Raw genomic sequence first — 22,791 nt, forward strand, 5'->3', positions numbered from 1 at the left:
CGCCCCGCCTTTCAGCGGTTCCGGCTCGGGTTCGAATTGACCAACTGACTTCCACAGACGGGCACTTCGGGCAGGCAAACCGCTTGCATGCGTCAACCCACCTCATGATTCTGGTCCGATGGACCTCGAAGAAGCGGCGCAAGCGTGGCGTGAAGACGGCTTCGTCATCCTCCCTGGCTTCATCCCAGCCGATGAGCTGGAGCCCGCGGCGGGCGAACTGGACCTGCTCTTCCCGTCCGCCGAGGGGTTCCACGACGCGACCGATGCGCGACGCGAGCGCTTCATCGGCGACCAGTTCGCCGGGATCGACTACTTCCCGTTCGCCAGCACGGAGATCAGCCTGCTGGCTGTGAACCACCGGATCCTGACGCTCGCCGAGACACTGCTGGAAGACGACGGCTTCCAGATCTACGGGGCTGAGGCCTGGGCGAAGTACGCCGGAGCCAGCGACTACGACCAGGACCTGCACCGCGACTACCTGGGCCACACCCTCCTGGTGCCCAGCACCGCGCCCGGCTTCCGCCAGCTGGAAATGTTCGTGTACCTGGCCGACGTACCCGAGGAACTCGGCCCGGCGCACTTTGTCTCCCGGAAACACACGGCCGACCTCCCTGCCGTGCCCGACAGGTATCTGCGGCCCGGCCTCGAAAGCAAGAGCCGCTTCCATGACGACAGCGGAAGCCCGCACCTGTACGGAGCGCAGGTGTCCGCAGCCGGTCCCGCCGGGACAGTCGTCGCCTTCGAGATCGGCACCGTCCATCGCGCAACGGCCATGACCGCGCCGCGCGGCGCCCGCTACACCATGCATCTGAACTTCCGCCCCTCCGGGGTCCATTGGGGTCAGCGCCGGGGCTGGGCCTACGCCGCCCCACAGCGGGACTGGTTCACGTTCGTCGAGCGGGCCACCTCGCGCCAGCTCCAGGCATTCGGGTTCCCGCCGCCTGGGCATCCCTACTGGACACCGGAGACGCTGGCCGGGATGGCGCTGCGATATCCAGGGCTCGACCTCACACCTTGGCGCAGGCCTGGCTGACCCCCTACCGCATCGCATCGCATGGCCATATCGGCGAGGCCGGCGCGGACGTGAGCGCAGCCATCGCCGATCACCGCAGGCGAGCAATCACAACAGTGACGGGCGAGCGTACGCGGCCTCAACCGTCACCGGCTCTCGCGGTCATACGTCCCAGGTGACCGGAAGGCTCTTGACCCCGTAGATGTCCGCGGTCTCCGGGCGCAGGCCGACTTCTTCAGCCGGTACGGCCAGGCGCAGCGTGGGGAAGCGGTTGAGCAGTGCGGAGAACGCGACCCGCATCTCGATGCGGGCCAGCTGCTGGCCCAGGCACAGGTGGATGCCGTGGCCGAAGGCCAGGTGCCCGCCGTCCTGCCGGCGGAGGTCGAGCACGTGGGGATCGGCGAAGCGCTCGGGGTCACGGTTGGCGGTGTTGTACGACAGGACGACCGTTGTTCCGGCCTCGATGGTCCGGCCGCCCACCTCGACATCCACCAGTGCCGTCCTCATGAACGTCTTGGCGACGCTCAGATACCGCAGCAGCTCTTCCACGGCCTGGTCGGTGAGCGCGGGGTCGGCGCGCAGTGCGGCCAGTTGCGCCGGGTTCTGCAGCAGCGCGAAGGTGCCGAGGGACAGCATGTTCGCTGTGGTGTCGAACCCGGCCGCCAGCAGGATCAGGCTGATCCCCTGCAGCTCCTCGTCGGTCAGGTCGCTGTCGGCGAGTTCGCTGAGCACATCGTCGGTGGGGTTCGCACGCTTGGCGGCCACCAGCTGTGCGAGGTAGTCCTGGGTCGCGGTGTAGGCCGCTATCAGAGCCTCGTCGGTCGTCTCCCCGCTCATGAACGTGTCGATCTGCTCCTGGAAGGAGTCCCGGTCCCGATACGGCACCCCCAGCAGCTCACAGATGATGATGGTGGGGATGGGCTTGGCGAACGCGGTCACCAGGTCCGTCGGCGGCCCGGTCCTCTCCATGGCGTCCAGGCAGTCGGCGGTGATCTGCTCGATGCGTTCGGTGAGCACGCGCATCCGCCGTGCGGTGAACTTGCCCACCAGTGGTTTCCGGTAGCGCCCGTGCTGCGGTTCGTCCATGAGGAGGAACTCGCCGGGCGGCGCCGGAGGGATCTCGAAGTCGACCACGTTCAGGAGCTCCTTGCGCGAGCTGAAGCGCGAGTCGGCCAGGACCGACCTGACCAGGTCGTATCCAGTGATCAGCCAGCCGGGCTTTCCGCCGGGGTGGTTGTAACGGCTGATGGGGCCGTGCCGACGTGCGTCGATCAGCTCTGCCGGCGGGTCGAAGGGGCAGCCGGGCCGACGCTCCGCCGGCAGCGTCCTGACGGTGTGGAGGGATTCGCTCATGACCATGCCTCATCTCGCGACATCACATGCTTGACAGATGCCGAAAGCTACGTTGCATTCGGAAAACCGTCAATCATCGGAAATGCGTTCGCGCAGGTAGACCTAGGTAAATTGGTGCAATGAGTTGCGATCGAACGCAATGATCCGTTGCAATGAATGAAGACAAAGGCAATGCTGGCGGCATGCCGGGGGCACGTGACCCGGCAGGACCGCCGACGCCTCGCGGCCGGACTTGCTGACGGGCTCACCTACGCCGAGATCGCCAGGCGGTACGACCGGCCGACCTCGGTGATCAGCCGCGCGAAGTCGTCGGAGTCCTCCTCGCCCGAACACGCACTGAGCGGCTCCATGACCGGAGGGCAGCTGGGGCCACCGGCGGAGCACATCGCTCGCCGGCCAGCCGCCTGCCAGTGACTCGGTCACTGATGGCGAGTCCGCCGACGCACGACGCTCAGCTCTCCCCTGCCGGGCGATCCTGCCTGGCGCGTGATCCCCTCATGGGCGATGGTGGCGCCTGAGGGCCGGCCCCACAGCCCCAGGCTGCCACCGCCTCCTGAAGGAATCAGCCATGTCGAACTTCGCCCCGTACCTGGAGCGCAACCGGGCCTTCGCGGCCTCCGGTGCCCAGGCCGACGTCCCCCGGATCCCGTTCATCCCCTTCAAGCAGCTGTACCTGATCATCTGCATCGATCCGCGCGTGGAGCCCGCCGCCGTGCTGGGTGTCAGGCTCGGAGAAGCGATCGTCGCGCGGAACGTCGGCGGCCGCGTGACGCCGGCGGTCATCAAGGACCTCGCCTGGATCGTGCACCTGCACGAGAACAGGACTCCTGACGCGGACTGGTTCGAGATCGCCGTCATCCACCACACCGAATGCGGCTCGGGACTGCTCGCCGACGACGATCTGCGCGCCGGCTACGCCGCCCGCGGCGGCTGGGACGAACAGACCTCCTTGGAGATGGCCGTCCTGGAGCCGTCCAGGACGGTCCAGGTGGACGTCGCCAAGCTGCGCGCGGCACCCGAGCTCGCGCCGGGCATCGATCACATCAAGATCGGCGGCTACGCCTACGACATCGGGACCGGAAAGATCACCACCGTCGTACAGCCCGGCTGAGCAGGCCCCGGTCCGGGCCGACGAACGTGACCTCCGCGATCTTCGCTCTCCAGGAACCGTCCGCACCTAGTGCAGCACCGCGTTGATCCTTCGGGGGTCTGAGCGGTCAGGCGGGTGGGTCGCCGAGGTAGAGGCCGGCGGCGCAGTCGAGGGCGGCTTCGGGTGTGCCGAACAGTCGGCCGGTGGGCAGAACGTTGTCCTCGTAGCGTTCGTTGCTGTAGGTGAACAGCGTGAAGCCCCACATCTCGGGGTGGCCGGTGTCTTTCAGGCGGCACAGCTGCAGGTCGCCGTCCGCTTCATCGTCGCCGTCGACGGCGGCGTCGATGTAGGCGTATCCGGCCCGCCAGCGTACTTTGAGCTCGGTGATCTGCGGCCAGCGCCGGGCGTGGGCGGTCAGGCGCTGCTGCAGGGCCGCGGCTTTGGCGGCGTTCGGGCTGGCCATGACGCCCGTCTTGCCTGATCGTCGGCTGGCCGCGGCACCTGGTGTCCCGTGCCCGTCCGCGCTGCAGGATGATCACCGGATCAGTGATCTCAGGGTGGGACGATGGCACTGACCAGTCCGTTCATCATCGACTTGACCGAGGCCGAGCGCGGGGAGCTGGAACGGCTGACCGTCTCCCGCAGCGCGCCGTTCGGCCGGGTGCAGCGGGCGTCGGTGATCCTGGCGCTGGCCGACGGCGCGTCCAACGCCGCCGTGGCCCGCGACGCGAGCCGGCACCTGGACACCGTGCGCGCCTGGCGCCGGCGCTTCGCCGCCGAACGCCTGGCCGCGCTGTGCGACCGGCCCCGGCCGCTGGGCCGGCCCCGGCTGTCCCTGACCGACAAGCTGCGGATCATCGCCACCGCGACCGCGGCCCCGCCGGGCTCGGACACCGTGTGGACCCATCGGCTGCTGGCCGACCGGCTGAACCTTTCCGCCGTGGCGGCGTCCGCCTCGCCGGTCGGCCGGATCTTGAACGCCGTCGATCTCAAACCGCACCTGGTGCGCAGCTGGCTGACCCGCCCGGCCGACCCGGAGTTCTTCACCCGCGCCGCCGACGTGTGCGACCTGTACCGCGCCTGACCGCCGAACGCCGTGGTGATCAGCGTGGACGAGAAAACCGGCATCACCGCCCGCTCCCGAAAGTACCCCGACCAGCCCGCAGGCCCCGGCCGACGGGCCCGCAGGGAGTTCGAGTACATCCGCCACGGCACCGTGACGATCACCGCCGCCCTGGACGTGCACACCGGCCAGGTCCTCACCCACACCATCGCCCGCAACGACTCCGACACATTCATCGGGTTCCTGCGCCAACTCGACGCCACCATCCCCGCCGGGCAGCAGATCCACCTGGTCATGGACAACGGCTCGTCCCACACCTCGAAGAAGACCAGGGCCTGGCCGGCGGCCAGACCCCGCTTCGCCGTCCACCACACCCCAGAACACACCTCCTGGCTCAACCAGGTCGAGCTGTTCTTCTCGACCCTGACCAGACGCCTGCTGCGCCACGGCCAGTTCACCTCCCGCGAGAAACTGACCGAACGCATCGACGACTTCGTCCTGGACTACGACGAACACGCCGCCAAGCCCTACCGCTGGACCTACGACGGCTCCCCACTCAAAGCCACATGAACCCCCGAAGGATCAACGCGGTGCTGCGCTAGGGTCTGACGGCATGGGATCACCGACGGAACCGGACGCCTCCAGGGAGTTTCAGCGGATAGCCGACTGCTTGGCGGGACCGGACGCCGACGCGCACCACGTCGGCTTGCAGGAGCTTGAGACACTCGCCCAGGCACATCCCGCGCTGCGCCAGCCTGCCGCCGACGCCGTGTGCCGTTACCTGCGCGGCACGGTTGTGGAAGCTGTCGACAGTGCCGTCGCGCTTCTTGTCGCGCTGGCGCGGGGCGGAGACCACCTCGCCTTCGCCCTGGAAGGCGCCGTATTGCCGGACGTCGACTTCAGCGGCTGCTCCTTCGGCCCGACAGTCTTTGCGGACGCCCACTTCCGCGGCCGCTGCGTCTTCGACGGCGCTCACTTCCGCGACGACGCGATCTTCGCGCGGGCCGTGTTCGAAGGCGAGGCGTCGTTCGCCGACGTCAGGTTCGGCGGAGACGCCCACTTCGGGCTGGCGCGGTTCCACTCCCCGGCCGGCTTCGCCGGCGCCCGGTTCGACAATCTGGCCTGGTTCGGCCGTGGTGAGGAGTCCGTCCAGGAGGACGACTCCAGATTCGAAGAGTTCGACGAGGACGGCGATCTGCCCTCTGACAAACCGGATCCGTTCGGCGTGCAGATCCCCTGGCGCGAGCCGAACGAGGCCGATCCCGACTGGCCGAATGCCGTGCTTCAAGAGGAATACCAGAGCTGGTACGAGGGCAGCGACGGCACCTGCTTCCGGGATCGGGTGTCCTTTCACGGCGCGCGATTCCACGGTCCGGCCTGGTTCTGGAAGGCACGGTTCGGGGCGGATGCGGATTTCGGCGACGCCTGGTTCGGCGATCAGGTCCATCTGGACCAGCCGAGTGTGGATCTCACCGGCGCGACCGCGGACACTGTCGCCGAGGAAGACGACGCTTCGGAAGCCGACGACGCGGAAGAGTCGTTCAGCCCTCAGGAATGGCCCTTCGGCTGGGTGCTGCGTCCCGAAGACAACGGGCCGGGCCGGCTGGTGACGGACGAGTCCGTGGCGCCCTACGCCCACCAGCTCGCCGACGCCGACCCGGCGGTGCGGCTGTCCGGACTGCACGTGCTCGACGCGCTCGGCCAGACCCGCGCCGACCAGCGGGCCAGAATCGTCGACGCAGTCTGCGGATTCCTGAGGGCGCCGCTGGCGTTCGAGGTCGGCGATGAAGCCGCGCTCACCGCGGAGCAGGTGGCCGAACTGAGGCTGCGGCGGACTGCGCAGCAGATCCTCACCGACCACCTCCGCCCTCACGACCCCGGGGCGGCGCCGGATTCCCCGCCGCGCGAACAGTTCTGGGCCGGAGTCGATCTCAGCCTTTCCGCCGCCACTCTGATCGACTTCGACCTCAGTGACTGCCGGTTCGCGCGTGCGGACTTCATGGGCACTCAGTTCCACGGGACCACCAACTTGGAGCGAAGCGCGTTCAAGGTGCACTTCATGCTGCCGGGCGGCGGCGGATACGCCACGTTCCACGGCGAATGCCGCGCCGCCGGCGCCGCCCTCACCGAGGGCTGGACCTGGCGGGGAAGCGCCGACGAGACCCTCCAGCAGATTCGGGCACGGTCGGCCGAGGTGACTGTCTGAGTCAGTCCGTCAGCCGTCGATCGGCTTCCGAGCGAGCACGCCATACGTCAGCAGCATCGGCTCCCGCTCGGTCTCGGCACCAACCCGGGAGGCTGGATCTGGAGGCTGTCGAGCCAGGCCGCGATCTGCTCGGGGGTGCGGTTGGTGAACGGCACGCCGGTGGGCTTCTGGTAGTCGGCGAGCATGGCGTTCTGCTCGTCCGGGTGGGTCGGGTCCGGCGCGGCGTGCGTCAGCGCCAGGTAGCTGCCCGACGCGGCCTGGTCCAGGTAGGCACGCACGATGCGGTCCGGCCGCTGGTCGTCCGGGATGAAGTGCAGCACCGCGTTCATCACCACGGCGATCGACCGGCTCAGATCCAGCGACTTTCCGCAGCGAGGGATGGGAGAGCACCGTCTCCGGCCGCCGCCGTCGACGGCGACGATGAAGCGGACGGCGACCTGCAGCTGTGCCGCCTGAAAGACACCGGCCACCCCGAGATGTGGGGCTTCATGCTGTTCACCTACAGCAACGAACGCTACGAGGACAACGTCCTGCCCACCGGCCGACTGTTCGGCACACCCGAAGCCGCCCTCGACTGCGCCGCCGGCCTCTACCTCGGCGACCCACCCGCCTGACCGCTCAGACCCCCGAAGGATCAACGCGGTGCTGCACTAGGCCGGCCGCTGTCCCACGGGCGTGTCCGGCCCGAGCGTCCCGGCTGCCGTCATCGACTTGTAGACCGGACTGGGCCGTCTCTCCTTTGCTCGTCGCATGCCGGTAAGCAACTCTGTGGAGCCGCGCTCCCGGTGGGCGGCAGGCCGTGTACTGCGTCGGCTCGATATCATCTCGCCGTGATCATTTCCAGCGCCCGCACCACGGTCTTCGACATCGACGGCACTCTCTGCTTCGACGGACGGACGATCGACAGCAAGATCCTCGCCGCCATCGAGGACTGCGAACGCGCTGGTCACCAACTCGTCTTCGCCTCCGCCCGGCCAGTCCGCGACCTCCTGCCCGTCCTTGACGGAGCCTTCTCCACCGCCACGCTGATAGGCGGGAACGGCAGCCTCGTCTCGGTCGGGGGCCAGATCCGAGCGCGTGCCGCGTTCGGCACCGGCGAACTCGACCAGCTGCTGGCTGAGGCCGAGCGGTTCCGGGCCGGCTACCTCGCCGACGGCCCCTGGGACTACGCCTACACCGGACCGGCCGACCACCCGATCCGCAGCCGCGTCGACCAGGGCCGCCTCGCCCGCCGGGTCGAGCTCGCCGATCTTCCCGCCGTCGTGAAGTTCCTCGTGGTCGACGCGACCGACATGACAGCCCTCGCGGAGGCCGGCCGCACGCTCGGGATGACCGTCAACCACCACCTCGACGAGGCGATCATCGACTTCGCCCCGGGCACCACGAACAAGTGGGAGGCCCTGATCTCCCTCGGGATCGACCAGTACAACGCCTTCGGCAACGACATCAACGACCTCGACCTGCTGCGCAACGCACAGCACGGAGTGCGTGTCGGTGCCCACCCGGGCCTGGACGGCGTCGCCCGTGTCACCGTCGCCCCCGACCCGAATGCCGTCGCCGCCGAGATCTCCCGCCTGGCCGTCGCAACGCCCGCAACCTGAGGGCTGTGCAGTCGGTCAACTGCGACTCCGGATGAGGATGGCTGGAAGGTGAAGCGCGGCTTGGTGGGCGATGGCGAGCTTGTCAGTGCGCATGGCCGGACCACACCACCGCTTTAACGACCTGGAGAGCAATTGGGCTCGACGTCGCGGCTGCCGTGCTGGACAACGTCGTCGCTTCTGCTGAGCCCTATTGCTTCTTGGGTCGCGACTTCGAGGCCGCCCAGATCAGCTGCAGCTGCCCGATCTCAGCGACGTTCTTCATCAGCTCGGCGTTCAGCCAGGCGATCATGTGTCCGATGGTGTTGTCCGGAGGGGTCTGCCACGGCAGCGTGGAGGCTGCGTCCAGATCGGCGTCGGTGAGTTTGTCGAGGACCGCCAGCCACTGGGTACGCAGATCCTGTAGCCAGGCGACGGTCGCCGGTCCGTTGCCGGGCCAGGTGATGTCGGTACGCTCCCGGGGCGTACGTCCCTGTGCGTGATCGATGGCAGTGCTCCACCACCAGCCGATGTGCCAGCTCACCCAGCCGATGGTGGGAACGGGAACGGGGTCGGGCTCGGTGTTGGCCCAGTCCGGCAGCCAGTTCCCGGCGGCGTCCGGGCGCACTGTCCAGGTCAGGTCAGTGGGCTCCCACAGAAAGGCCTCGGGTGCGAGCCGCTCCAGGTGGTACTCGAGCAGTGACCAGGTCATGTCGAACTGCCAGCGCAGTAACTCACGGCGGGGATTCCTCATCGTTCGATCCTCGCACGGTGCCCTGGAGGGCAGCCGTCACGTCGCCTGGTGTGGTGCATCAGGGTGCCACGGCGTAGCGCGCAGCAGGCCCATCGCGTGCGATGAATCCGCGCGAGCGTCGCGGGCGAATGCGAGCGGGTCAGAACAGGCCGTGACAGGGGAAGGGCCGAACGGGTTAGGCGAGTTGTGAAGCTGACCTGGGCCCGTACAGCCTGCTCCCATCCCGCCCTGTCCGGGGTCTCCCGCGCGCATTTCGGCGATTTGCTCCAAGAACTCGCGCCCAGGTGGACGGCAGTCCGCGAGTCCGCGTTGCATGAGCGGCGCGGGGGTTCCCGGCGCCGGGCGGCTGGGGCGGGCCGTAAGCAGAAGCTGGTCTTCCCTGACCGGCTGCTGGCCACCCTCGTTCACCTGCGGCTCGGGCTTCCGCATGCCGCCCTGGCCGAGCTGTTCGATGTCCATCGCTCCGGACGGCGTGAGGACTACGACGAGACCCACCGTGCCATCGCCGGTCTGGTCTCCGACCGCTGCGCCCGCAGGGCAACCCGCCGCAGGACGAGTACCGAGCCGGTGCCCGTCCGCACGGCGACCTGCTGATCACCCGACAACCAAACCACCAGGCCAGCACGTCCCGATCTCAATTGTCCCCGTGATCGCAGGCGACTGATGCATCCTGAAACTCCGTCAACCCACCCTGCCCAGTTGATCAGCACCTCCCGCACGCCGGGGGAACCTCAGTGGGAGCTGTAGAACCTTGCCAGTTCGTGGAACGCGGCCTTCGGCTCCCAGCCGTCCCCGATCGTCCTGACCACGCCGAAGCTGGCCATGTCCAAGTCGTAGCGCGGGTCGCGTGAGTGGGGCTTCGGCGCGATGAACTCGAACACGTACGCCCCGAAGACCCTCTCGGCCGCGAAGAGCTCAAGTTGTTGTGACAGGTAATCCGCCTGTACCTGCTCATTGCGGGTGAATGAGCCGGCCAGTCTGGGAGGATCGGCCGTCCAGTCGATGATGCCGTAACCAGCCGGGCCCATCTCGGCCGCGCCGTCGAAGGAGCAGCAGCCGAACTCGGTGATCACTATGGGCTTGCCGTGTTGATGGAATCGCCGGAGGTTGGTGGCGTAGTCGGCGTCGTTGTAGGCCATCCGGTAGTAGTTCAGCCCCACCATGTCGAAGCCGTCCCAGTCCACCTCCTCCCACAGACCTGCTCCATAGGTCAGGTGGCCGCCGAAGTGCGCCCGGGCCACATCACGAGCGCGTCCAAGGAGGTCGTTCAGCCTCTCGTTGAACTCCGGGAAACGCGGCCACCATTGCGGGTCGGCCAGCTTGGCGGACCGGTCCGCGTGACTGCCACCAGGAATGATCCCGCAGCCGAAGACCGTCAGCTCGCAGCCGACATTGAGGGTGACGCGACCGTATCGCTCCCGCAGTTCTTCGGCGGCCATGGCGGTTGCCGCGAGGTGTTCCAGCATCGCGTCCGGCTCGGCTTCTATGACTCGGGGCTGCAGGCTGACGTGCAACCCCAGGTCCAGGGCGGTACCGGCGGTCTCGGTCAGCCGTCCGATGTCGGTGCCGAAGAGGTTGACCGAGGTGCAGTTCAGATCGTTCTGGATGACCGCCATGTGCTGACGGATCAGTCCGCTGGATACGGGCTTGCGTGACAAGCCGCTTTCGGCGTAGTTGGTGCCGGTGTCGTAGTTGATGCCTTTCCAGACCAGACCTGTCGCATCATCTCGCATGTCCTGAGCTTAAGGGCTGTCCCGTCAATCCCCGGCGGGCGCGTGACGACAGCTACGGCACCTCGCCGCGTTGTCGGGACGTCCACATACATCCAAGTGTGTGGACTCCCCTCCGCCTTGCGATGCACCGCATCCGACGCCGCGCGCTGCTCCGCCGCGGATTACGGGACAGCCCTTGGGACCGGCGGATCAATAGCGCTCCGATTCCGGTTATGCGCCTGCGACTTGTGTCAGGAGCTGCTGACCTGGGGTGACGTCACGCCGAGCGGACGCCGAGGTCTGCACTACCGTGGTGTGAGCCCGCGTGTTGTCCGGAGACGCGCCCTTAGTGGTCGGCTCCGGAAGTCCTTCGGGGGTTGACGTAGCGGCAGGGCCTGTGTGAGGTGCCCGTTGTCCACTCGGTGCGGGGCATGCCGGCCAGTGCGTCCCGTGGGGGCCGAGGGCCGTATGTTGATCTTCCGTAGCTGCACGGGAGTGTCCAGGCCTGCCGTCGGCGGCGCGGAAGAAAAGTCGAAGAAAGTTTGTCGCCGGATGTCGAGGACCTGCTTCCTGCTCCGACTGAGGGGTGACAGCGCGCCAACAGGGCAAGCAGAACTGGGAGAACGCCCGAGATGAAGTACGTCGCGATGATCTATGGCAATCAGGCCAAGTGGGACTCCTTTCCGGCCGAAGCATGGCCGGAGGCGATCGCCAAGCAGGACGCGTTCAACAAGAAGTACCAGGGGACCGGGGAGCTCGTCGGTGCCTACGGTCTGGCGGACGCGGCCCTCGCCCAGCTCGTGCGCCGCAAGGACGGGGCCGCGACGGTGACCGACGGCCCCTATCTGGAGACCAAGGAGTACCTCGCCAGCTTCTACTTGCTCGACTGCGAGAGCCTGGAGCGGGCACAGCAGATCGCGGCGGACATGCCCTTCGCCGACGTGGAGCCGGTCGAGCTGTGGCCCGTCCTGCACGATGCCGCGGCGGACGTGTGAGCGTGGATCACCGCGCCGATGACCTGCTGCGCGAGTTGGCGCCGCAGGTCCTCGGCGTGCTGGTGCACCGGTACGGCGTCTTCGACGCGTGTGAGGACGCGGTGCAGGAGGCGCTGCTCGCCGCCGCCCTTCAATGGCCGGTCGAGGGCCTGCCCGACAACCCGCGGGGCTGGCTGGTCACCGTCGCCTCCCGCAGGCTGGTCGACCAGGTGCGAAGCGAGCATGCCCGGCGGCGTCGCGAGGACCGGATCGCCCTGGCCACCCCTCAGGCGGAGCTGCTCAGCCATGCCGCGGATGCCGCATCGGGCACGGATCGGGACGACTCCCTCGCGCTGCTGTTCCTCTGCTGCCACCCGGCGCTGTCCGAGCCCAGCCGGATCGCGCTGACGCTGCGCGCGGTCGGCGGGCTGACGACCGCCCAGATCGCGACGGCCTTCCTGGTCCCCGAGGCGACCATGGCGCAGCGCATCAGCCGGGCCAAGCAGACCATCAAGGCCTCCGGTATGCAGCTCCGCATGCCGGAGCCGGCCGACCACGTCGAACGTCTTGGGGCAGTGCTGCAAGTGCTGTACTTGATCTTCAACGAGGGGTACACCACCACGGACGGCGCCGACCTGACCGCGCCGACCCTGTCGGCCGAGGCACTCCGGCTCACCCGGCTGCTGCACCGCCTGCTGCCCGACGACGGCGAAGCGGCCGGGCTGCTGGCGCTGATGCTGCTCACCGAAGCGCGCCGCCCCGCCCGCACCGGGCCCGGCGGCGACCTGGTGCCGCTGGCCGAGCAGGACCGCGGCCAATGGGATTGTCGGCTCATTGCCGAGGGAGTCGACCTGATCAGCCGGACCCTGCCGCAGGGTTGGGTCGGCCCGTATCAGCTGCAGGCCGCGATTGCTGCCGTCCATGACGAGGCCGAGCATGTCGACTCCACGGACTGGCCGCAGATCCTCGCGCTGTACGGACTTTTGGAACAGGTCACGCCGAATCCGATGGTCACCCTCAACCGCGCGGTTGCCGTCGCCATGGTGCACGGCCCCGCCGCCGGGTTGGAACTGCTCGCCGCCCTGGAGTCCGACCGGCGGATGGCACGCCATCACCGGCTCCTCGCCACCCGCGCCCACTTCCTTGAGCTGCTAGGCGAGCACCACGCCGCGGCGGACGCCTACGTCGACGCCGCCCGACGCACCACCAGCGCACCGGAACGACGCCATCTCACCGCCCGTGCCATGCGCCTCACCTCCGCACAGAGCTGATCGCGCCCGTAGATCGCCCCCCTTCCCGTGCCAGTCACCCGCGCCGTGCCCGTGGTACTGACCGCCTCGGGGCGCCACCGGCTCAAGAAGATGGCCTGGGGCCACAAGACCCCGCACCAGGTACGGATGCGGGCGCAGATCGTGCTGCATGCCGCGCGGGGCCGCTCCAACGCGAGGATCGCCCGGGAGACGGGCCTGCACCTGGACACAGTGCGGACCTGGCGGGACCGGTTCGCCGGACTGGGCCTTGCCGGGCTGACCGACCGCAAGCGTTCGGGCCGCCCTCCGACGTTCAGTGCACTACAGGTCGCCCAGGCCAAGGCGCTGGCCTGTCGGCTGCCCGCCGAGACCGGCACGCCGCTGTCCCGGTGGAGTTGTCCGGAACTGGCCGCCGAGCTGACCGCGCGCGGCATCACCGGCCCCGTCTCGGCCTCCACCGTGCGCCGCTGGCTGCACCAGGACGCACTCAAGCCCTGGCAGCACCGCTCCTGGATCTTCATCACAGACCCTGGCTTCCGCCCCAAGGCCGCACGCGTGCTGGACCTATACGCCCGGGCCTGGCAGGGCGAACTGCTCGGGGAGGACGAGTACGTCATCCGCGCCGACGAGAAGACCTCCATCCAGGCCCGCTGCTGATGCCACCCCACGCGCATCGCCCGGGCAGGCCCGGGCGATGCGCGTGAACCACACCTACGGCCGCGGCGGCGCCCTGGCCTACTTGGCCGCCTACGACGTCCACCACGCGAAGGTGTTCGGCCGCTGCGAGCCGCGTACCGGCATCGACCCGTTCATGAACCTGGTCGCCCAGGTCATGACCCAGGAGCCGTACGCCAGCGCCAAGCTGGTGTTCTGGATCGTCGACAACGGCTCCTCCCACCGTGGCAAGAGGGCCGCCGAGCGGCTGACGGCCGCGTTGCCGAACGCGGTGATGGTCGACACCCCGGTGCACGCCTCCTGGTTGAACCAGGTCGAGATCTACTTCTCCGTCGTCCAGCGCAAGGTCGTCTCACCCAACGACTTCACCGACCTCACCGAGGTCGGGGACCGGCTCCAAGCCTTCGGATACCGCTACAACGCCGCGGCACAGCCGTTCCAGTGGAAGTTCACCACTCCGACCTGGACGATCTGCTGGCCAGGCTTGACCGGCACACCGCCGACACCAGGAAGAATCCTCCGTCGGTCTGGCAGCGTGATCAACCCCCGAAGGACTTCCGGAACCAACCACTTAGCCGAAGAATCGGGCGCCAGTCGACGGCTGGGCCGCTCCTGGCAACCTCAATCCCTGGTCATCAGCCCCCCGTTCATCCTGCTGACGAGGCGAATCACGTGAGTGCCAGCCGACAAGAAAGTACGTCAGATCGGCGAGTAACCCACTGCTGCCACCTACACCTGATGCCGCTATTCGCCGGTGTCGACGAACCGCTGGACGCGAGCCGCAAGGGCGTCGGTGTCGATGGGCGGCCCGATGGGTTCACGTTGCTGTCCCCACAGAGCCTGTGCGGGCAAAAGGTTTGCAAGGTGTTCGACGACGTCGATGAAGTGGGCGACCATGCCCGAGCTGTCCAGTTCAGGGTCATAGTGCAGTCGCAGGCCTTCGAACGGTCCCGGGTGGTGGTGCACAACAGATCCCCGCGCCAGCGGATAGAGCCAGATGACGGGCTCGTCCGTGTCTTCGTCAAGGACCGCGAAGTAGTCGTCGACCTGTTCGAGGTTCAAGTGGTCCAGCGATCCCCAACGGGGGTCCGTGGGAGGGAAGTTCGGGTTCTCATCACCACAGAGAAGAAAGACATCACCGAAGCTGGGCCGCTGTGGCCCGGTGAACATGACATCGATCACGCACTCGTGCTCGGCGTTGACGGGATCCATGGGTTCAAGCCTTCCATTCCATGACGGCATCCTTTTGTAGCTCGCACCATAACCACCACCACCGACATCCCGGCCCCCAATCGCTTCCCAAGCAGCCCCCATCACAACAGCGTGAGTTCCACCTACATCCGACCCCCGTCACCGTCACCGGCAGCCGCGACGGGACGGTACGGGTGCGGGAGCTTGCCGTCGGCCAAATGATCGGCGCGGAACTGGTTCTTCCCCGCACCTGTCCGCGCGGTGGCGGTGGCACCGGACACGGTCGGCTCCAGGCACCTCTCACGAACGGGTACGCGGGAGCCGCCCGGCTCGCAGGCACCCGCCTTCGGCCGCCGTCGGCCGGTGTGCCGTCCCTTCGCGATCAGTTCTGCGCGGCGGGGGCGCAGCGGCTCCCGGCGCTCGGGAGTTTCCGCTCCATGAGGTAGTCGTCCACGGCGCCGCGTGTGCAGTCGCTGCGCCCGTAGACGCTGTGACCCACGCCCTCGTACGGCAGCAGGACGGTCGTCCTGCGCGTCTGCCTGTGCACATGGGTCGCCCACGCGTAGTTGTTCGCCGGATCGTGCAGCGAATGCAACATGAGGATCTTGGGTGCCTCGGTGATGCGCAGTCGGTGCTGCGGGTTGTTCACCTCGTTCGGCCAGCCGACGCATCCGGCCACCCCCGGGTGTACGCGTGGTGAGCCGCGCAGGTGCGGTGCGGCCCGCAGTTCGGCTTCGGTCAGACTGGCGTACTCCCGGTAGTTCTTCGGCCGGAACCGCCAGTCCTGGCAGAACACCGCGGAGAACGGTTCCGCGCGCGTCCGCTCCTCTGCTCCCTGCGGTGTCCGTGGCCGAGGCTGCCGAGTTCGCCGCCGTTCCTTCGGCTCCCGTTCCTGCGCGTCGAGTCCGGCCACATAGGCGGCCAGCTCGTCCCAGTGGGGGCCGTAGAAGTACTCCTTGAAGGCCTTGAATGCGATCGCGGTCGCGGTGAGAGCCTGGTCAGGACTCTGCGGATCGTGTATCTCCCCTCGGTCCGCCCTGGCAAGCAGGTCGTCCCATACGGCGGTGACGTCCCGGCCGCGCAGGGCGCACGAGCTGGTGGAATCACACCACTTCACGAACTGGTGGAACGAGTCCTCCGCTGTGGCCGCCGAGGAGACGAGAAACTCCCGGGCGCCGAGGCTGTGGTCGATGTTCGCGGTGAGGGCCATGGTCCGGATCCGGTCGCCGTACTGCTCCGCGTACTGCTCGCCGATCAACGTGCCATAGGAGTGGCCGAAGTAGTTGATCTGCTTCTCGCCCAGCGACCTGCGGATCGCGTCCATGTCCCGGACGACGCTCAGGGTGTCGGCGTGGTCGAAGACCGGACCGCTGTGCCGTCGGCAGTCCTGGCGCAATGCCCGGTTGTACGCCGCGAGTTGATCGAACTCCGCCTGGTTGCGGGGGTAGGCCGACGGCGCTTGGTCAAGCAACTTCGTCGAGCACTTGACCGGTTGGCTGCCTCCGACACCCCGTGGGTCGAACCCGACGATGTCGAACCTCTCCTGGACGTCCGTGCTGAAGTGGGAGGTGGCACGCCGTACGGCGAAGTCCACCCCCGAATCGCCCGGTCCACCCATGTTGACCAGCAGCACGCCGATCCGCCGTTCCGGATCGGTCGCCTTGCGGCGGGCCACCGCGAGATCGAACTTCTCAGCCGACGGGCGTGCCCAGTCGACGGGCAGGCGCAGGGTCCCGCATTCCGCCGCGGCGTCCTTGGGGCACGGTTTCCAGTCGATGGCATTCTGTGTCGTCGGGTTTCTGCCGGGCGGGCCGGCATCCGCCGCCTCCGCGCCCGGCGTCGATGCTCCGGCGAGTACTCCAGCGGCGAGCACTCCGGTGAGCGCCCTGAAGAGCGGTTGCATGAAGTCCTTTCCGTGGTCTTGCACGATGGATCAGGGGGTGTTGCCCCCTGGTCGAACGTGACAGCGCGCCAACGAGGCCACAACCGCGCGAGACGCGAATCAGGGAAGGCACCGGGACGTGGTCGGGGTTGTCCTCCGGGCGGCGTCTCAGGGGTTGCCCCTCCGGCCCCCGAGTCTTCCCTGGACTCGGCGCCGCCCGGCCAGAGGCCGGGCGGCGTCGATCCGCCGGGCCTGACGCCACTGCAGGCACCGACATACCGCCGAGCCGTGGAACGCCTTGAGCAATGCTCAATACCTGTGGATCACAACTGGCGGAAGGGGGCGTACCTTCCCGATGGATCGATCGACAGGTCATCGAGCAGGGCCGGCGTTGCCGCGTCGGTCGGGAAGGCACGCCCGTGCTTATGGTGGTCGACGAGGGCGGCAGCACTCCAAGCAGCAGCTCGTTGCTGGATGAGATCGTCCGGGAAGGCACACGGCGGATGCCGGCCGCCGCGCTGGAGGCTGAAGTCAACGTCTGTATTGCCGAGTTGGTCGATGAGTGTGACGGCAAGGGGCGCCGCCCCGGTGGTCCGCAACGTTTGTCACGAGCCGCGGCAGGTCACCACTGCGGCCGGCGTCGTCGAGGTGAAGGCGCCGCGGGTGAACGACAAGCGCGTCGGCGAGGCCACCGGTGAGCGCAAGCGGTTCTCGTCCGCGAATCTGCCGCCGTAGTGCCGCAAGTCGCCGAGGACAATCGTTCCCGTTGTGTGCGCGGAGCCGGTTGACAGTCGCTTGGCGAGCGGATCGAGGTTTCGGGCTTCGTCGCGCGATCACCTCAGGGCTTCTCGTCGAGTACGAGTTCGCGAGCGGCGTTGAAGGAGCGGTACTGCAGGTCGTGCACGGCGGGACGGCGGATTTGTTCGTAGCCGGCGAGGGCGTGCTCGACCGGAAGCCCGGGCGCCGTGAGCAGATCCGAGAGCACTGCCGCATCCTCGAATCCGGCGCCCGCGCCCTGGCCGAGAGCCGGGCTCATGGCGTGGGCGGCGTCGCCGGCGATCGCGACGCGACCACGGGCCCAGACGCTGGTGGTGACCTGCTTGATGTCGACGCAGAGCCGGTCGGGTTCCAACCGCATGGCCTCGACCACGTGGCCGAGGGGACCTTTCAGACCGGCGAACCGTTCGGCCAGTGTGCTCAGCGGGGTGTCGTGGTGGCGACCGGCCGGATCGTTGACGAACAGCATGCAGTGCAGGGTCCGGCCCCCGTCATTCAGGAAGTACCCCAGTCGGGAGCCCTGGACCGGTGTGGTGCGGGCGGCGAAGGTCACGCCGATTTCGTTCGGTACGCGGAAACGGATGACGGCGCAGCCGATGTCGAGCGGAGCGGGGCCGCCGAGGGCGTTGCGGCGGATCCAGGAGTGGACACCGTCGGTTCCGATGACGGCGTCGTACTCGCCGGTGGTGCCGTCGTCGAAGCGGACGCCGACGGCGGCGGCGTCGTCCTCGACCGAGACCGGAGCGGTGCCGGTGCGCACCAGGTCACGGACCGGGTCGAGGAGTCGCATCTGCAGCAGCGACCGCTCCAGCATTACCGTGGGGCCGAACTCGAAGGTGTTCACGGGAAGCGAGGTGTGCGCGTCGAATATGTACTCGTACCCCATCGGTTCCCGCTGCCACAGGCTCGGTGGGTAACCGAGCCGGTCCAACGCGTTGCGGTGCCGCTCGGACAGTGTGATCGCCCACCCGACCTCGGACAGTTCGGGGGCCCGTTCCGCCACCGTCACCTCGGCGCCCCGGATGTGCAGACCGTGGGCGAGGCCGAGCCCGACGAGCCCGGCGCCGACCACCAGGACTCGGCGGCTCATGAGACCGACATGCCGCCGTCGACGGCCAGTACCTGGCCGGTGACCCAGGATGCCTCCGGGTCGGCCAGGGCGACTATCCACCGCGCCACCTCGTCGGCGGTTCCACGGCGCCCGAGCGGCAGACTCGCTGCCTCGGCCGCCTTGATCTGCTCGACCATCTCCGGGGGCGCGATCGTGGAGAGAATGTCGGACTCGGTCGGGCCGGGCGCGACCGAGTTGACCCGGATCCTGCGCGGGGCCAGTTCTGCCGCCCAGCTACGCGTCAGATAGTCCAGCGCGGACTTGCTCGCACCGTAGTAGAGCGCCTGACCGGTGGGTTTGCTCGCGACCGCGCTGGAGACGTTGACAATGCTGCCGCCGACGTCGGCCAGTGCGTCCGCAGCCGCAGCCACCAGCTGGATCGGGCCGTGCACGTTGGTACGGAACAGCGCCTCCAGATGGCCGGCGGCGATCTCAGCCGTGCCGGCGGGGTAGATCATGCCCGCGTTGTTGACCAGAGCGTCCAGCCGTCCGAACTCGTTGAGGGCCGCTCGGACCATGTCCCCAGCGGCGCCATCGGCGGAGACGTCCGCGACGCGCACAGCGATCGCGTCCCGTCCCTTCGCAACCTCGCGCAGCGGACCCTCACGGCGGCCGGTGATCATTACCGACCAGCCCCGGTCCGCCAACTGCTCGGCCACCGCTCGCCCGATCCCCGTGCCACCACCGGTGACGAGAGCAGTTCGTCGCGTCGCCATCCTGTCCTCCTCAGCAGCCCCGCAGGGCTAATAGGAAACGATCGCTCGCTATTAAAGATACCGCCGACCCCACCAGTCAAGGCGGGGCCGCTGCCCGCCCGCTCCGCGACGGCCCGCTCGGAAGCAACCGGACGCTCCCCCGCCTTCCGGGTTCCGGGCCCGGCGGGGAGGCGGCAATGGGCCGAGCTTCTTCAGCGCATGACACTCGCCGCCCGGGTACAGGGCATCAGCGGTGGGAGGCCGGCTGCCGGGCGCCGCCATGGGCGGGATTCCTCGGGCGGGCGCCGCGGCACGTGCGTCCCGGCCCCGGGCGGGGTCACATCAGCCCGGGACCGCTCCGGCGATTGCGGGGCGCGGCCGCCCATCGTTCCCATCAGAGGTGATCTCGTGGGAGAATCGTCGCCTCCACAGTCCGCCCACCATCGCCTTCATCTCCCGCCATGCCTCGCATATCGAACGACCGCCGCGACCGTGTTCGTCGCGCCATCATCGACGCCGCCGCAGACTGCTTTGCCGACAAGGGCTTCGCCGCCACCTCCATCTCGGAGATCTGCGCGGCGGCGAACATGTCCGTCGGCGGCATCTACCGCCACTTCGCGGGCAAGGACGAGCTGGTCGACGCAGTCTCCGAGGCCATCCTCACGCCGGTCATCGAAGCCCTCGACACCGCCGCGCACGGCCCCGACGTCCTCGACACCGCGGAGGTGATCGATCTCCTGCACACCACTCTGCTGCAGTGCGCGCCGGGCTCCGAACCGCGGCTCATGGTGGGTCAGTTCTGGGCCGAGCTGCTCCGGGATCCGACCTTTCCCGGCTCGCGGCAGGAACTGGGTACGGCCCTGCGTGCAGGGCTGACCCGGCTCGTCGTGCGGGCGAATCCGGACACCCTTGAACCCGATCGGCTCACCGCGGCCCTGATGGCGATAGGCATGGGGGTCTTCCTGTCCCAGAGCATCGACGACACGGAGACATCGACCCGCGAGCTGATCGACGCGATCTCGGTGCTCCTCCGACACAACCTTCCCTCCACCTGACCGGACAGGGGTGCCCGCGCACCGAGGTTCACCGCCACGGAGACGCAGGCCGGGCCGGCCCTTCGGCCCACGGGTCGGCTCGGCCGCGATGCGCCCGCCGTCCTCGGACAACAACAGGTCGACGTGCACACACGCTGTCGATCGCGGCATCCCCGACCGGACCGCCGGCTCGATGATCTCCTCTTCCATCGTGCCGCTCGGCACTCCGGGCACACGTGGGGTGCCGGTGTCTCGCCGCACCGCGCGGGCGGCCGCGGCGCCACGCCGGTCCTGCGGCAGCCGCCCCTGCAAAACATCGAGTTGTGAAGACTTCCGATTTCTGAGAGCGCTCTCAAGCACAAGTCTTGACGCCCATCCCGGCCAACACGAGAGTGGTGCGCACCGCGGACGCCCCACCTCGTTCCCGCACGATCGCCCCGTCCGTGGCCCCCACACACCTCGGGAGTCCTCTCGTGATTTCGCGCAGACTGTTCCTGACGGGTGGCGCCGCCGCCTCGGCGACCGCTCTCACCTACCCCCTCTGGGGAACCGCCCTGAGCCCCCACGCCTCCGCCGCCCCCGCGACCTGCGAACTCGCCCTGCACAACCGCTCGTTGCCGGGAAGGGTCAACGCCTACGTCACCGGCCATGAGCAGGGCACCGACCGCTGGGTGCTGCTGCGGGCCGACGGCGGTGTGTACCGTCCCGACTCCCCCGCGGCGCCGCAGACGCCACTGCCGGTCGACTGCGCGATCCCGTTGAACGCGGCGGGCGGCGCACCGGTCGTGCTGACGCTGCCTCAGATGCACGGGGCCCGCGTCTACTTCGTGCGCGACGACACCCTCACCTTCTATCTCAACCCCGGCCCCGCCCTCGTGGAACCGGCGTTCGCCACCTCCGCGGACGCCAACTACGGGCGGACCTGGTCGTTCTGCGAGTTCACCTTCAATCCTCAGCAGCTGTACGCGAACATCAGTTACGTCGACCTCGTCACCGCCCTGCCGATCGGTCTGACCCTGGAGGGCGACAGCACGCACACCGTGGCCCCGCTCCCGGACGGTGCGGTGCAGCGGATCGCCGACGGTCTCACCGCCCAGGCCGCCACCGACGGACAGCCGTGGGACAAGCTGGTGATCCGCGGTGCGGACGGCGGTGTACTGCGGGTGATCTCGCCGCAGAACCTGATGGCGCCGTTCTTCGACCGGCCGGGCGAGATGCCGTTCCGCGATGTGTTCACGGCCTACATCGACCAGGTCTGGGAGAAGTACCGCTCCACCGATCTGCGGATCGATCTGCAGGGCGGCCGCGGTGTCCGCACCGGCCGGGTGAGCGGCGACCTCCTGACCTTCGCCGGCGGGCACTCCTTCACCAGGCCGACCTCCAAGGACGTCTTCACCTGCAACCACGGCCCGTTCGCCAACAACCCGGGCGACCCCGACGACAAGAAGGCGCTGCTGGCCCGGCTCGCGGCCGGCTTCAACCGCTCCTTGATGCTCACCCGCCCCGACCAGCCGAACGGCACCTCGGCCGCGGACTACTACCAGGGCGTGGCGACCAACCACTGGTCGCGCGTCGTCCACGCCAACACCCCGATCGGCTACGCCTTCCCGTACGACGACGTGCGCCCCGACGGGCAGCCGGACGTCTCGGGCGCCGCGAACGACGGCAACCCGCGGCGGTTCACGGTGAGCGTGGGGGCCTGATTCCCCCACGACGAGGACGGGCCGGCCGTCCTGGGCCATAAGACGCGTGTGCTGCGCCCGCGGGTTCCCGCGGGCGCAGCACACACAGTTCCGTTTCCGATCCAGTTACATCACGTCGGCTGCGCCACCACCAGAACCCAGGGCTCGTTCCAGATGAAGTTGCTGCCGTTGGTGTCGCCGTGTGTCTCCCAGACCTGACCGGTCGTGGTCAACACCTTCACGTACGAGTCGTTGCCGTGGTCCACGAGGGAGATGGAGCACGCGTTGGCGGGGTAGTTGGCGTTGTTCGAGAGGTTCACCCACGAGTAGGGACCCTGCGGGGGCATGGGGTTGGTGTTCCGACGCCCCACGAATGCGATGCCGTTGGTGAGTACGGCGCTGAACTCCTCGGAGTTGTTCGGGTCGAGGGAGTCGATGTCGGCACACGGACCGGTGGGGCCGGTGGGACCAGTCGCCCCGGTAGGACCGGTAGGACCGGTGGGGCCAGTCGCCCCATTCTGCCCGTTCTGCCCATTCTGTCCGTTCGGGCCGGTGGGACCGGTGGGGCCGGTGGGACCCGTCGCCCCAGTCGCGCCGTTCTCCCCGTTGTCTCCCTTAGGGCCGGTGGGACCGGTGGGGCCAGTGGGGCCGGTGGGGCCCGTCGCCCCAGTCGCGCCGTTCTCCCCGTTGTCTCCCTTAGGGCCGGTGGGACCGGTGGGGCCAGTGGGGCCGGTGGGGCCCGTCGCCCCAGTC

24 protein-coding genes and 2 pseudogenes are annotated in these 22,791 nt (G+C 68.5%); 16 read left to right on the forward strand and 10 right to left on the reverse strand.

Annotated elements, in window-relative coordinates; genetic code table 11:
• The first annotated feature begins 118 nt into the window (after nt 1–118).
• Nucleotides 119–1,033, forward strand: coding sequence for a phytanoyl-CoA dioxygenase family protein (locus tag ACIQCZ_RS29635; protein ID WP_402286481.1), 915 nt, complete (start codon nt 119–121; stop codon nt 1,031–1,033).
• Nucleotides 1,034–1,174: 141 nt separating this feature from the next.
• Here the strand turns inward: ACIQCZ_RS29635 and ACIQCZ_RS29640 are convergent, their stop codons facing one another.
• On the reverse strand, nt 1,175–2,365 hold the full coding sequence (locus ACIQCZ_RS29640; protein WP_402286483.1) for a cytochrome P450: 1,191 nt from the start codon (nt 2,363–2,365) through the stop codon (nt 1,175–1,177).
• A gap of 171 nt (nt 2,366–2,536) precedes the next feature.
• On the opposite strand from ACIQCZ_RS29640, the pseudogene ACIQCZ_RS29645 reads away from it, so the two are divergent.
• Nucleotides 2,537–2,665, forward strand: a pseudogene (locus ACIQCZ_RS29645) (helix-turn-helix domain-containing protein); the annotation flags it as partial.
• Between the two features lie 268 nt (nt 2,666–2,933).
• Nucleotides 2,934–3,476, forward strand: a complete 543-nt coding sequence (locus ACIQCZ_RS29650; protein WP_402286485.1) for a carbonic anhydrase — start codon at nt 2,934–2,936, stop codon at nt 3,474–3,476.
• A gap of 106 nt (nt 3,477–3,582) precedes the next feature.
• Here the strand turns inward: ACIQCZ_RS29650 and ACIQCZ_RS29655 are convergent, their stop codons facing one another.
• Complete coding sequence (locus ACIQCZ_RS29655) at nt 3,583–3,918, reverse strand: hypothetical protein (protein ID WP_402286487.1); 336 nt, start codon at nt 3,916–3,918, stop codon at nt 3,583–3,585.
• Between the two features lie 102 nt (nt 3,919–4,020).
• On the opposite strand from ACIQCZ_RS29655, the gene ACIQCZ_RS29660 reads away from it, so the two are divergent.
• The 3 genes from ACIQCZ_RS29660 to ACIQCZ_RS29670 are packed head-to-tail and all read left to right on the forward strand — an operon-like array spanning nt 4,021 to nt 6,724.
• On the forward strand, nt 4,021–4,539 hold the full coding sequence (locus ACIQCZ_RS29660) for a helix-turn-helix domain-containing protein (protein ID WP_402286489.1): 519 nt from the start codon (nt 4,021–4,023) through the stop codon (nt 4,537–4,539).
• 15 nt (nt 4,540–4,554) lie between these two features.
• Entirely contained in the window at nt 4,555–5,088 is a 534-nt protein-coding gene (locus ACIQCZ_RS29665; RefSeq protein WP_402286723.1) for an IS630 family transposase, read from the forward strand.
• A 43-nt stretch (nt 5,089–5,131) separates the two neighbouring features.
• Nucleotides 5,132–6,724, forward strand: a complete 1,593-nt coding sequence (locus ACIQCZ_RS29670) for a pentapeptide repeat-containing protein (protein ID WP_402286492.1) — start codon at nt 5,132–5,134, stop codon at nt 6,722–6,724.
• 47 nt (nt 6,725–6,771) lie between these two features.
• On the opposite strand, the gene ACIQCZ_RS29675 is transcribed toward ACIQCZ_RS29670, so the two are convergent.
• Nucleotides 6,772–7,194: an SAM-dependent methyltransferase gene (locus ACIQCZ_RS29675; RefSeq protein ID WP_402286494.1), complete on the reverse strand. Its 423-nt coding sequence runs from the start codon at nt 7,192–7,194 to the stop codon at nt 6,772–6,774.
• A gap of 18 nt (nt 7,195–7,212) precedes the next feature.
• On the opposite strand from ACIQCZ_RS29675, the gene ACIQCZ_RS29680 reads away from it, so the two are divergent.
• Nucleotides 7,213–7,338 (forward strand): hypothetical protein, encoded by a 126-nt coding sequence (locus ACIQCZ_RS29680; protein ID WP_402286497.1) that lies wholly within the window; start codon nt 7,213–7,215, stop codon nt 7,336–7,338.
• A 216-nt stretch (nt 7,339–7,554) separates the two neighbouring features.
• Entirely contained in the window at nt 7,555–8,325 is a 771-nt protein-coding gene (locus ACIQCZ_RS29685; protein WP_402286499.1) for an HAD hydrolase family protein, read from the forward strand.
• 187 nt (nt 8,326–8,512) lie between these two features.
• Here ACIQCZ_RS29685 and ACIQCZ_RS29690 read toward each other — a convergent pair whose 3' ends face one another.
• A complete protein-coding gene (locus tag ACIQCZ_RS29690) occupies nt 8,513–9,055 on the reverse strand; it encodes a DinB family protein (protein WP_402286500.1) in 543 nt (180 codons plus the stop codon).
• Nucleotides 9,056–9,241: 186 nt separating this feature from the next.
• Here ACIQCZ_RS29690 and ACIQCZ_RS29695 point away from each other — a divergent pair, with 186 nt between their 5' ends.
• Nucleotides 9,242–9,649, forward strand: a complete 408-nt coding sequence (locus ACIQCZ_RS29695) for a transposase family protein (protein WP_402286502.1) — start codon at nt 9,242–9,244, stop codon at nt 9,647–9,649.
• Nucleotides 9,650–9,786: 137 nt separating this feature from the next.
• On the opposite strand, the gene ACIQCZ_RS29700 is transcribed toward ACIQCZ_RS29695, so the two are convergent.
• On the reverse strand, nt 9,787–10,788 hold the full coding sequence (locus ACIQCZ_RS29700) for an abortive infection protein (protein ID WP_402286505.1): 1,002 nt from the start codon (nt 10,786–10,788) through the stop codon (nt 9,787–9,789).
• A gap of 611 nt (nt 10,789–11,399) precedes the next feature.
• Here ACIQCZ_RS29700 and ACIQCZ_RS29705 point away from each other — a divergent pair.
• From ACIQCZ_RS29705 to ACIQCZ_RS29720, 4 genes are read left to right on the forward strand one after another with little or no spacing between them, the layout of a single operon-like run.
• A complete protein-coding gene (locus ACIQCZ_RS29705) occupies nt 11,400–11,762 on the forward strand; it encodes a YciI family protein (protein ID WP_359117518.1) in 363 nt (120 codons plus the stop codon).
• Complete coding sequence (locus ACIQCZ_RS29710; RefSeq protein ID WP_402286507.1) at nt 11,759–13,012, forward strand: RNA polymerase sigma factor; 1,254 nt, start codon at nt 11,759–11,761, stop codon at nt 13,010–13,012. The genes ACIQCZ_RS29705 and ACIQCZ_RS29710 overlap by 4 nt, the downstream gene beginning before the upstream one ends.
• 27 nt (nt 13,013–13,039) lie before the next feature.
• Complete coding sequence (locus ACIQCZ_RS29715; protein WP_402286509.1) at nt 13,040–13,648, forward strand: helix-turn-helix domain-containing protein; 609 nt, start codon at nt 13,040–13,042, stop codon at nt 13,646–13,648.
• A 37-nt stretch (nt 13,649–13,685) separates the two neighbouring features.
• Nucleotides 13,686–14,342 (forward strand): transposase, encoded by a 657-nt coding sequence (locus ACIQCZ_RS29720; RefSeq protein ID WP_402286511.1) that lies wholly within the window; start codon nt 13,686–13,688, stop codon nt 14,340–14,342.
• A 68-nt stretch (nt 14,343–14,410) separates the two neighbouring features.
• Here ACIQCZ_RS29720 and ACIQCZ_RS29725 read toward each other — a convergent pair whose 3' ends face one another.
• Both ACIQCZ_RS29725 and ACIQCZ_RS29730 read right to left on the reverse strand, forming a co-directional pair.
• A complete protein-coding gene (locus ACIQCZ_RS29725) occupies nt 14,411–14,878 on the reverse strand; it encodes a hypothetical protein (protein WP_402286514.1) in 468 nt (155 codons plus the stop codon).
• A 361-nt stretch (nt 14,879–15,239) separates the two neighbouring features.
• Nucleotides 15,240–16,760, reverse strand: a complete 1,521-nt coding sequence (locus ACIQCZ_RS29730) for an alpha/beta fold hydrolase (protein WP_402286517.1) — start codon at nt 16,758–16,760, stop codon at nt 15,240–15,242.
• A gap of 404 nt (nt 16,761–17,164) precedes the next feature.
• Here ACIQCZ_RS29730 and ACIQCZ_RS29735 point away from each other — a divergent pair.
• Nucleotides 17,165–17,468: pseudogene (locus ACIQCZ_RS29735) on the forward strand (IS256 family transposase); the annotation flags it as partial.
• A gap of 109 nt (nt 17,469–17,577) precedes the next feature.
• On the opposite strand, the gene ACIQCZ_RS29740 reads toward ACIQCZ_RS29735, so the two are convergent.
• Nucleotides 17,578–18,606, reverse strand: a complete 1,029-nt coding sequence (locus ACIQCZ_RS29740; protein WP_402286519.1) for an FAD-dependent oxidoreductase — start codon at nt 18,604–18,606, stop codon at nt 17,578–17,580.
• Complete coding sequence (locus ACIQCZ_RS29745) at nt 18,603–19,343, reverse strand: SDR family NAD(P)-dependent oxidoreductase (protein WP_402286522.1); 741 nt, start codon at nt 19,341–19,343, stop codon at nt 18,603–18,605. Before ACIQCZ_RS29745 ends, ACIQCZ_RS29740 begins: the two co-directional genes overlap by 4 nt.
• 440 nt (nt 19,344–19,783) lie before the next feature.
• Here ACIQCZ_RS29745 and ACIQCZ_RS29750 point away from each other — a divergent pair, with 440 nt between their 5' ends.
• Both ACIQCZ_RS29750 and ACIQCZ_RS29755 read left to right on the forward strand, forming a co-directional pair.
• A complete protein-coding gene (locus ACIQCZ_RS29750) occupies nt 19,784–20,377 on the forward strand; it encodes a TetR/AcrR family transcriptional regulator (protein ID WP_402286524.1) in 594 nt (197 codons plus the stop codon).
• A gap of 452 nt (nt 20,378–20,829) precedes the next feature.
• Complete coding sequence (locus ACIQCZ_RS29755; RefSeq protein WP_402286526.1) at nt 20,830–22,059, forward strand: glycoside hydrolase family 64 protein; 1,230 nt, start codon at nt 20,830–20,832, stop codon at nt 22,057–22,059.
• Between the two features lie 110 nt (nt 22,060–22,169).
• On the opposite strand, the gene ACIQCZ_RS29760 is transcribed toward ACIQCZ_RS29755, so the two are convergent.
• Complete coding sequence (locus ACIQCZ_RS29760) at nt 22,170–22,385, reverse strand: hypothetical protein (protein ID WP_402286528.1); 216 nt, start codon at nt 22,383–22,385, stop codon at nt 22,170–22,172.
• Between the last annotated feature and the right edge of the window lie 406 nt (nt 22,386–22,791).

It is taken from the genome of Streptomyces sp. NPDC093149, assembly GCF_044754145.1.
In the GTDB taxonomy this organism is placed as follows: domain Bacteria; phylum Actinomycetota; class Actinomycetes; order Streptomycetales; family Streptomycetaceae; genus Streptomyces.